We start from the raw sequence: 10,245 nt of genomic DNA on the forward strand, positions 1-10,245 counted from the left end.
TGCGTTCGGGCGCCCGCGCCGACGGCCGCGACCCGCTGCCGCTGGGCGCCGCGGTGAGCCGGCTGATCACCGAGCGCGGCTGGGAGGCGCCGGCGGCGGTGGGCGGCGTGATGGGCCGGTGGCCGCAGCTCGTCGGGCCGGAGGTGGCGCAGCACTGCGCGCCCGAGCGGTACGACGAGCAGGAGCGGGTGCTGGTGGTCGCGTGCGACTCGACGGCGTGGGCGACGCAGCTGCGGCTGCTGGCGCCGCAGCTGGTGGCGCGGCTGAACGAGGAGCTGGGCCAGGGCACCGTGAAGCTGATCAAGGTGGTGGGTCCGGGCGGCGGCGGACGGCGCTTCGGGCCGCTGCGTGCGCCCGGCAGCCGGGGCCCCGGGGACACGTACGGGTAGGCCCCGCGGGACACGTACGGGTGGGCACGTACGTTCTGATGAACCCCCGCGTAAACCTGTGATGGAGTGAGGTCGGTCACAGTAGCTCATGGTTGACGCGCCGAAGCGCTGAGTGGCGCTCAGAGGCTCCGCAGGCCCCGGTGTGTGCAGTCCCCCTCGGCGGGCGGATGTTCAGGGCGCCACATGCGGGTTCAGGCACCGGCAAACCGCCATTCTGTCGTGCGCTACCGGTAGACTGAGAGCAACCCGCCCACTTGCGGAACACGCTGACCAACAACGACGCGGCCGCTCCCGCTCAGCCAGGAGAGTGGCCCGTGCTGTGCCAGAAAGGGCGCTTCGTGGCCGATTCCGGCAACTCCAACGACAACATCCCTGCCAGCGAGAACGTGCCTCCAGGCGCCGACGGCGCCGCGGAGGCGGCCGCTGCGGCCGCCGAACGGGCCCGCGCCCGCGCGGAGGCGGAGGCCGTCGAGGACGCGGCGTACGACGCGAGTGCGATCACGGTCCTGGAGGGCCTCGACGCCGTACGCAAGCGCCCCGGCATGTACATCGGCTCGACCGGTGAGCGCGGTCTGCACCACCTGGTGCAGGAGGTCGTGGACAACTCGGTGGACGAGGCGATGGCGGGCCACGCGGACGCGATCGAGGTGACGCTGCTCGCCGACGGCGGCGTGCGCGTCGTCGACAACGGCCGCGGCATCCCGGTGGGCATCGTGCCGTCGGAGAACAAGCCGGCGGTGGAGGTCGTGCTGACGGTCCTGCACGCCGGCGGCAAGTTCGGCGGCGGCGGGTACGCGGTCTCCGGCGGGCTGCACGGCGTCGGCGTCTCCGTCGTCAACGCACTCTCGTCCCGGCTGTCGGTGGAGGTCAAGACCGAGGGCTACCGCTGGACGCAGGACTACAAGCTGGGCATCCCGACCGAGCCGCTGGCGAGGAACGAGGCCACGGAGGAGACCGGCACCACGGTCACCTTCTGGGCGGACGGCGACATCTTCGAGACCACGGACTACTCGTTCGAGACGCTGTCGCGCCGCTTCCAGGAGATGGCCTTCCTCAACAAGGGGCTGTCGATCACGCTGACCGACGAGCGGGCGGCGGCCAAGCAGACCTCCGGCGCGGACACCGCGGGCGACGCGGACGAGGACAAGGCGCGCAGCGTCACGTACCACTACGAGGGCGGCATCTCGGACTTCGTCCGCCACCTGAACTCGCGCAAGGGCGAGCCGGTGCACCCGTCGGTGATCGACTTCGAGACCGAGGACACCGACCGCAAGATCTCCCTGGAGATCGCGATGCAGTGGAACACGCAGTACAGCGAGGGCGTGTACTCGTTCGCGAACACGATCCACACGCACGAGGGCGGCACCCACGAGGAGGGCTTCCGGGCGGCGCTCACGGGCCTGGTGAACCGGTACGCGCGCGAGCGGAAGCTGCTCCGCGAGAAGGACGACAACCTCACCGGCGAGGACATCCGCGAGGGCCTGACCGCGATCATCTCGGTCAAGCTGGGCGAGCCGCAGTTCGAGGGCCAGACGAAGACCAAGCTGGGCAACACGGAGGCGAAGACCTTCGTGCAGAAGGTCACGCACGAGCACCTGACGGACTGGCTGGACCGCAACCCCAACGAGGCGGCGGACATCGTCCGCAAGTCCATCCAGGCGGCGACGGCCCGGGTGGCGGCCCGCAAGGCCCGCGACCTGACGCGGCGCAAGGGGCTGCTGGAGACGGCGTCGCTGCCGGGCAAGCTGAGCGACTGCCAGTCGAACGACCCGTCCAAGTGCGAGATCTTCATCGTCGAGGGCGACTCCGCCGGCGGCTCGGCGAAGTCCGGTCGCAACCCGCGGTACCAGGCGATCCTCCCGATCCGCGGCAAGATCCTGAACGTGGAGAAGGCGCGCATCGACCGGGTGCTGCAGAACCAGGAGGTGCAGGCGCTGATCTCGGCGTTCGGCACCGGCATCCACGAGGACTTCGACCTCGACAAGCTGCGCTACCACAAGATCGTGCTGATGGCCGACGCGGACGTCGACGGCCAGCATATCCAGACGCTGCTGCTGACGCTGCTGTTCCGCTTCATGCGCCCGCTGATCGAGGGCGGGCACGTGTTCCTGGCCCAGCCCCCGCTGTACAAGATCAAGTGGACCCGGGACGAGTTCGAGTACGCCTACTCCGACCGCGAGCGGGACCAACTGCTCGAACTGGGCCGCGCGCAGGGCAGGCGGATGCGGGACGACTCCATCCAGCGCTTCAAGGGCCTGGGCGAGATGAACGCGGAGGAGCTGCGGGTCACCACCATGGACCAGGCGCACCGCGTGCTGCGCCAGGTGACGCTCGACGACGCCGCGGCGGCCGACGACCTGTTCTCGGTCCTGATGGGCGAGGACGTCGAGGCGCGCCGTTCGTTCATCCAGCGCAACGCCAAGGACGTCCGCTTCCTCGACATCTGAGCCGGCCGGAGCCCGGGCGCCCCCGCCCGGGTCCCCGGGGCTCCCCGCCCGGGGCGCGACCGCTCTTCGAGACCTCTACGAAAAGGTAGAAAAGACCCGCAATGGCCGACGAGCTCACTCCCCAGACTCCCGACCCCCAGCCGGACGGCGAGGGCGAAGACGGCGGCAGCGTGCTGCGCGTGGACGCCGTCTCGCTCGAAACGGAGATGCAGCGCAGCTATCTCGACTACGCGATGAGCGTCATCGTCTCGCGTGCGCTGCCGGACATCCGCGACGGCCTGAAGCCGGTGCACCGCCGCGTGCTGTACTCGATGTACGAGGGCGGCTACCGCCCGGAGCGCGGCTACTTCAAGTGCGCGCGCGTCGTCGGCGACGTGATGGGCAACTACCACCCCCACGGCGACTCGGCGATCTACGACGCGCTGGTGCGCCTGGCGCAGCCGTGGTCGATGCGCATGCCGCTGGTCGACGGCAACGGCAACTTCGGCTCCCCGGGCAACGACCCGGCCGCGGCCATGCGGTACACCGAGTGCCGGATGGCGCCGCTGGCGATGGAGATGCTCCGCGACATCGACGAGGAGACCGTCGACTTCGGGGACAACTACGACGGCCGCTCCCAGGAGCCCACCGTCCTGCCCGCCCGCTTCCCGAACCTGCTGATCAACGGCTCGGCGGGGATCGCGGTCGGCATGGCGACGAACATCCCGCCGCACAACCTGCGGGAGGTCGCCGAGGGGGTGCAGTGGTACCTGGAGCACCCCGGGGCGTCGAACGACGAGCTGCTGGAAGCGCTCCTGGCGCACATCAAGGGCCCCGACTTCCCCAGCGGCGCGCTGGTCGTCGGCCGCAAGGGCATCGAGGAGGCGTACCGCACCGGCCGCGGCTCGATCCCGATGCGCGCGGTGGTCGAGGTGGAGGAGATCCAGGACCGGCAGTGCCTGGTGGTCACCGAGCTGCCGTACCAGGTCAACCCGGACAACCTCGCGCAGAAGATCGCCGACGGCGTGAAGGACGGCCGGCTGACGGGCATCGCCGACGTCCGCGACGAGACCTCGTCGCGTACGGGCCAGCGGCTGGTCATCGTGCTGCGCCGGGACGCCGTCGCGAAGGTCGTGCTGAACAACCTCTACAAGCACACCGACCTGCAGACGAACTTCGGCGCCAACATGCTGGCGCTCGTCGACGGCGTGCCGCGCACGCTGTCGCTGGACGCGTTCATCCGGCAGTGGGTGGACCACCAGATCGACGTCATCGTCCGCCGCACCACCTTCCGGCTGCGCAAGGCCGAGGAGCGGGCGCACATCCTGCGCGGCCTGCTGAAGGCTCTGGACGCGATCGACGAGGTCATCGCGCTGATCCGGGCCTCGCAGACGGTGGACGTGGCGCGTACGGGCCTGAGGGACCTGCTGCAGATCGACGAGATCCAGGCGAACGCGATCCTGGAGATGCAGCTGCGCCGGCTGGCCGCGCTGGAGCGGCAGAAGATCACCGCGGAGCACGACGATCTGCAGGCCAAGATCGACGACTACAACGCGATCCTCGCCTCCCCCGCCCGGCAGCGGCAGATCATCAGCGAGGAGCTGGCCGCGCTCGTCGCGAAGTTCGGCGACGACCGGCGTACGCAGCTCGTGCCCTTCGACGGCGACGTGTCCATCGAGGACCTGATCGCCGAGGAGGACATCGTCGTCACGATCACCCGCGGCGGCTACGTGAAGCGGACCAAGAGCACCGACTACCGCGCGCAGAAGCGCGGCGGCAAGGGCGTACGCGGGACGCGGCTGCGCGAGGACGACATCGTCGACCACTTCTTCGTCTCCACGACCCACCACTGGCTGCTGTTCTTCACGAACAAGGGCCGGGTGTACCGCGCCAAGGCGTACGAGCTGCCGGACGCCGGCCGCGACGCCAAGGGCCAGCACGTCGCGAACCTGCTGGCGTTCCAGCCGGACGAGCACATCGCGGAGATCCTGGCCATCCGGGACTACGCGGCCGCGCCGTACCTGGTGCTGGCCACCAAGGCCGGGCTGGTGAAGAAGACGGTGCTCAAGGACTACGACTCGCCCCGCCAGGGCGGCGTGATCGCGATCAACCTGCGGGAGATGCCGGACGGCTCGCCGGACGAGGTGATCGGCGCCGAGCTGGTCTCGCCGGCGGACGACCTGCTGCTCGTCAGCAGGAAGGCGCAGTCGATCCGGTTCACCGCAACGGACGATGCGCTGCGCCCGATGGGCCGCGCCACCTCCGGCGTGAAGGGCATGGCCTTCCGGGAGGGCGACGAACTCCTCTCGATGAATGTCGTGCGGCCCGGTACGTTCGTGTTCACCGCCACCGACGGCGGGTACGCGAAGCGTACGAACGTGGACGACTACCGCGTTCAGGGACGAGGTGGGCTCGGCATCAAGGCGGCGAAGCTGGTGGAGGACCGGGGCTCGCTGGTGGGCGCACTGGTGGTGGAGGAGTCGGACGAGATCCTCGCCATCACGCTCGGCGGTGGCGTGATCCGTACGCGGGTCGACGAGGTCAGGGAGACGGGCCGTGACACCATGGGCGTCCAGCTGATCAACCTGGGGAAGCGGGACGCCGTGGTCGGCATCGCGCGGAACGCCGAAGCCGGCCGGGAGGCGGAGGAGGTCGAGGAGGCCGCCGCCGCCGTCGCCGCGGACGAGGCCGGGAGCACGGACGCCGGGGCCGCGGGCCCCGCCGCGGACGGTGAAGGCGAGGAGTAGGTCGTGAGTGGAGCCACGGGCGCCGGTGCCGGTCCGGCGGGGGCCGAGGGGTACGCGCAGCCGGACCCCCCACCCGGTCCGGACGGCACGGGCGGGCACGGCGGCCGGCGCGGGCGCAGACGCGCCGCCTCCGAGGCGGACCCGCAGGCGCACGCGTACACGTACGACGGCGCCCCCGAGGGCCCGATGCCGCCGCCGACCGCGGCCCCCACCGCCCCGCCGACGCCCCACCACCCGCCGCAGGCGTACACCCCGCCCGCCGGCATGGCCGCCGAGGGCGGCGCCGGGCCGCACTCGGCGGTGCACGGGGCCCAGCAGCCGTACGGGCAGGGCGCAGGGCCCGCGGTGCAGGGGCAGGCGCAGGCGCAGGCGCAGCAGACCGCCGCGGGCGTACGCCGGTCGCGCACCGGCGCCAGCACGGTGCCGCGCACCCGCAAAGCGCGGCTGCGGATCGCCAAGGCCGACCCGTGGTCGGTGATGAAGGTCAGCTTCCTGCTCTCCATCGCGCTGGGCATCTGCACGATCGTGGCGGTGACGGTGCTGTGGATGGTGCTGGACGCGATGGGCGTCTTCAGCACGGTCGGCGGCACGATCAGCGAGGCCACCGGCTCCGACGACTCGGAGGGCTTCGACCTGGAGTCGTTCCTCTCGCTGCCCCGGGTGGTCGGCTTCACGGCCGTGGTGGCGCTGATCGACGTGGTCCTCGCCACGGCGCTGGCGACGCTTGGCGCGTTCATCTACAACCTCTCCGCGGGCTTCGTCGGCGGCATCGAGGTCACGCTGGCGGAGGACGAGTAGCGCCGTCCGCACCGGCCGGAGGGCTCCGGCTATCGATTTGGGCCGGGGCTCGGCGGTGGGGTAATCTCTGTGCAGCGCGCGGCTATAGCTCAGTCGGTTAGAGCGCATCCCTGATAAGGATGAGGCCCCAGGTTCAAGTCCTGGTAGCCGCACCGGAAACGTCGAAGGGCGCCTCCTCGTCGAGAGGGGGCGCCCTTCGGGTTTTCCGGCGGACGTTTTCCGGACGGATGTTTTTCGGACGGATGTTTCAGACGGACACGCGCTCTTCAGGCGCCGCGGCCCGGCCGGGGGAGGAACGGGACCAGCAGCATCGCGGCGGCGGTGATGAGGCCGCCGGCCAGGAAGGCGCGGGCGTAGCCGTCCTCGGGGGTGCCGTGCTCGGCGGCGGAGGCGGCGATCGTGCCGAGGACCGCCAGGCCTAGCACCGCGCCGATCTGGCGGGAGGTGTTGACCAGGCCGGAGACGCCGCCGGCGTCCCGCTCCCCGACGCCCGAGGTGGAGACGTCGGTCAGCAGCGCCATCAGGATCGCGATGCCCGCCGCCATCGGCAGCGCCGGGCCGAGGATCGCCGAGACGAACGTGCCGTCCGCGTCCAGCACCGCCGCCTGCCACAGGAAGCCGCCGGCCGTGAGGAGCCCGCCCGCCACCGTCATCGTGCGGCTGCCGAAGCGGGCCGTGAGCCGGGGCGCGAACTGGGAGGCGAGGATCAGCGCGGCGGTGTGCGGGAGGAAGGCCAGGCCGGTGCGGATGGCGCTGTAGTCGAGGACGGTCTGCATGTAGAGGGTGAGGAAGTACCACATCGCGAAAGCGCCGACCATGCTGACGAGCGTCACGACGTTGCCGACGGCGACCGCGCGGATGCGGAACAGCCGCAGCGGCATCAGCGGCTGCGCCGTCCGCGCCTCCACGGCGACGAAGCCCGCCAGCGCCGCCAGCCCGGCCAGCAGCGGCAGCAGCGCGGAGCCGGAGGACCAGCCGGCGGACTCGGTCTCGGTGATGCCGTACGCCACCGCGCCGACGCCGCCGGTGACGAGGACGGCGCCGGGCAGGTCGAGGGCGGGGCGCTCGGCGTCGCGGTGGCTGTCGCGCAGCCAGAGCAGCACGACGGCGCCGACGGCGACGCCGACCGGCACGTTGATCAGCAGCACCCAGCGCCACGACGCCAGGTCGGTGAGCACGCCGCCGATGAGCCCGCCGGTGGCGCCGCCCGCGGCGCCGACCGCCGTCCAGGCGGCGATGGCGCGGGTGCGCGCGGCGCCCTCCGGGAGGGCCCGGGTCAGCAGGGAGAGGGTGACGGGGGCGAGGAACGCGGCGCCGATGCCCTGGGCGGCGCGGGCCGAGATGAGGACGGCGTCGCTCTGCGCCAGGCCGCCGGCGAGGCTGGCGGCGGCGAAGAGGGTGAGGCCGGCGAGGTAGACCCGCTTGTGGCCGAAGAGGTCGGAGAGCCGGCCGCCGAGCAGCAGGAAGCCGGCGAAGGTGAGGGCGTAGCCGTTGACGACCCACTGCAGGGCGCTGCCGCTGAGGTGGAGGCTGTCGCGCATGCTGGGCAGGGCGACGTTGACGACGGAGACGTCGAGGACGACGAGGAACTGCCCGATGTACGAGGCCAGCAGCACCGGCCAGAGGCGGGCCGGCGGCCCGGTGGCGGCGCCGGTCGCGGGGGTCCCGGCCGTCTGGGCTGTCTGATCGGTCTCGTCGGTCGCCTCGGCGGCGTCGGTCGTCGTCATGACCGTCATCGTGCGCGCCGGGCGGGCCCGTACGGATCGGGCGTCGGATGGACCGGGGCGGGGACTTAGGTCCTAGTGCCGCGGGCCCGGTTCGCGGCTGCTCCCGTGTCGTTCGTGCTGTGTATCATCGGGCTTCATAGAGTCCGAATGTCTCTGGAAGGACGAGGTAGCGCGGTGAAGAAGCTGTTCCTGATCGCATTGGCCGCTCTGGGCGGGCTTCTCGTGTACCGCCAGATCCAGGCGGATCGCGCCGAGCAAGACCTGTGGACGGAGGCGACCGACTCGGTGCCCTCCTCCTCGGGCGTCTGAGACGCGAGAGTCCCGAACAACAGGCCCCCCGTTCGCGGGCCCGGCCCCGGGCCCCGGCCCCGCCGCTGACGCGGCGGTGCGGCTGGGGCTTCGGTGTGACCGGAGCCCTGGTGCACGACCGTGAGCCGGAACCGGACGGAACCGGACGGTGAGGGGTGGATGGTGACGCGAACGATGGCGGGGCCGGCCGCGATCGCGGCGCTGTGCACGCTGGCGCTCCCGGCGGTGCCGGCGACGGCCGCGCCGGCGAACTCGCCCGTCGACGCCGGGCAGTATCGGACGGCGGCCGACGCCGAGCCCCTCGACGGCGCCGCGAGCAGCGCGGACGGCCCCACGGTGGCGGCCGGGAGGACGTACACCGACTCGATCGCCCCGGGCGACAGGCTCTACTACAGCGTCGCGCTCGACGCGGAGTCCCACGCCTGGATCTCCGCGGTGGCCGCGCCGAAGCCGGGCACCAAGGTCGCGTACGGCGACGGCATCGAGCTGGAGCTGCAGAGCAAGGACGGCGACAGGTGCAGCAGCGCCGACGCCGACTTCGGCACGGACGACGCCGCGCGGCCGATCGCCAACTACGTCTGGCGTGTGGCCGAGCCCGACGGCCGCTGCCAGGAGGCCGGGGTCTACCACCTCGTCGTCACCCGCGTCAGCGAGGCGACCTCCGACCCCGGGGCGTGGCCGCTGGAGCTGCGCTTCATGGCGGAACCGCCGCTGGCGGAGTCCGGTCCGACGACGCCGCCGGACCCCGGGTCGATCCCCACGCAGCCGCCGCCCCCGCCGACCGGGCAGGCCGAGCGGCGCGCGGGCGGCACCGGGTTCAACGACGCGGTGGGCATCGCCCACGGGGTGTGGACCGACAGGATCCGCCCGGGGGACACGCACTTCTACCGGGTGCCGCTGGACTGGGGCCAGCAGCTGTTCCTGCAGACCGAGTTCGGTACGACCCGGGTCGAGGACGACACGGCCTACGCCTCGGACGGGGTGCGCGTCGACTTCTACAACCCCGCGCGCGGGTTCGTCGCCACCGACGACGAGACGTACTACGGCGACGACCCCGCGGCCATCCAGGCGATGGGGCCGCCGGTGGCGTACGAGAACCGCTATGCGGCGTACGGGCGCGACTCCGGGAACGTCGGCTTCGCCGGCTGGTACTACGTCGCGGTCAGCGTGACGGAGGAGGTCGGGGAGTTCGCGGACGGCCCGGTGCCGGTGGTGCTGCGCACCACCGTCGAGGGCGAGCCGCAGGCGGGCCCGGTCTACGACGGGGACGCGGCGGCGGCCGGGTTCGGCGTCACCGACGAGGACCTCGACACGGCGGCCGAGGGGGTGCCGGCCGACGCGGACGGTGCCGGGGGCGCCGGGAAGACGCTCCTGGCGATCGGCGGGATCGGCGGGGGCGTGCTGCTGCTGGCGGGCCTCGGGCTGTGGACGCTGCTGGCGCGGCGCCGGCCCGTGCCGGGCACGGCGCCGGGACCTGTGCCGGGACCGTTCGCGGCGGGCGAGGCGACGCGGACGGCGCCCGGGGCGTACGCGCACGGGCACCACGGGGCGCCGCCGTACGGCGCTCAGCACGGCGGGCAGCCGTACGGGGACGGGCACCCGTACGGGGACGGGCCGCCGGCACCGCCGCAGCAGAACCGGCGGCGGTAGGCGGGAGCCGGGCACGGGCCGGCGGGCGTCAGCCCGACACCAGCGCCCAGACGCCGACGGCGATCAGCAGCACTGCGAGCAGCGCGACCGGCACGGCCACCGCCGCCGCCGGTCCCGGCCGCCGCCCGGGCACCCCAAGCACCGGCACCGGGGCCGGGGCCGGGGTCGGGGGTTGCGCGGTCGTGTACGGGGCGGTGGG

At 72.5% G+C, this 10,245-nt stretch carries 7 protein-coding genes and 1 tRNA gene; 7 read left to right on the top strand and 1 reads right to left on the bottom strand.

The genetic code is table 11. From position 1 onward, the window contains the following. The 5 genes from ABD317_RS27780 to ABD317_RS27800 all read left to right on the top strand — a co-directional run. Window positions 1-389 (top strand): DciA family protein (locus tag ABD317_RS27780; protein ID WP_344293123.1); only part of this gene is annotated, 389 nt, incomplete at its 5' end. A 314-nt stretch (window positions 390-703) separates the two neighbouring features. Continuing rightward, complete coding sequence (gyrB, locus tag ABD317_RS27785; protein ID WP_344293125.1) at window positions 704-2,836, top strand: DNA topoisomerase (ATP-hydrolyzing) subunit B; 2,133 nt, start codon at window positions 704-706, stop codon at window positions 2,834-2,836. A 101-nt stretch (window positions 2,837-2,937) separates the two neighbouring features. Further along, the gene (gene gyrA, locus ABD317_RS27790) at window positions 2,938-5,562 is read left to right on the top strand and encodes a DNA gyrase subunit A (protein ID WP_344293127.1); all 2,625 of its coding nucleotides are present in this window, start codon (window positions 2,938-2,940) and stop codon (window positions 5,560-5,562) included. Window positions 5,563-5,565: 3 nt separating this feature from the next. Then, window positions 5,566-6,360 carry a DUF3566 domain-containing protein gene (locus tag ABD317_RS27795; protein WP_344293129.1) on the top strand — a complete coding sequence of 265 codons (795 nt, stop codon included), beginning with the start codon at window positions 5,566-5,568 and terminating at the stop codon, window positions 6,358-6,360. Window positions 6,361-6,438: 78 nt separating this feature from the next. Continuing rightward, window positions 6,439-6,512, top strand: a tRNA-Ile gene (locus tag ABD317_RS27800). Window positions 6,513-6,626: 114 nt separating this feature from the next. Here the strand turns inward: ABD317_RS27800 and ABD317_RS27805 are convergent. After that, on the bottom strand, window positions 6,627-8,096 hold the full coding sequence (locus ABD317_RS27805; RefSeq protein ID WP_425582451.1) for an MFS transporter: 1,470 nt from the start codon (window positions 8,094-8,096) through the stop codon (window positions 6,627-6,629). Between the two features lie 165 nt (window positions 8,097-8,261). Here ABD317_RS27805 and ABD317_RS27810 point away from each other — a divergent pair, with 165 nt between their 5' ends. Both ABD317_RS27810 and ABD317_RS27815 read left to right on the top strand, forming a co-directional pair. Next, on the top strand, window positions 8,262-8,396 hold the full coding sequence (locus ABD317_RS27810) for a DLW-39 family protein (RefSeq protein ID WP_018838829.1): 135 nt from the start codon (window positions 8,262-8,264) through the stop codon (window positions 8,394-8,396). 159 nt (window positions 8,397-8,555) lie between these two features. Then, window positions 8,556-10,046: a hypothetical protein gene (locus ABD317_RS27815; RefSeq protein WP_344293135.1), complete on the top strand. Its 1,491-nt coding sequence runs from the start codon at window positions 8,556-8,558 to the stop codon at window positions 10,044-10,046. Window positions 10,047-10,245: the final 199 nt, after the last annotated feature.

Source organism: Streptomyces synnematoformans (assembly GCF_039531005.1).
Lineage (GTDB): Bacteria > Actinomycetota > Actinomycetes > Streptomycetales > Streptomycetaceae > Streptomyces > Streptomyces synnematoformans.

Coding starts and splice junctions, on each gene's coding strand:
- ABD317_RS27815 (WP_344293135.1), top strand. CDS start 8,556: ATGGTGACGCGAACGATGGCGGGGCCGGCCGCGATCGCGGCGCTGTGC.
- ABD317_RS27805 (WP_425582451.1), bottom strand. CDS start 8,096: ATGACGGTCATGACGACGACCGACGCCGCCGAGGCGACCGACGAGACC.
- gyrA (WP_344293127.1), top strand. CDS start 2,938: ATGGCCGACGAGCTCACTCCCCAGACTCCCGACCCCCAGCCGGACGGC.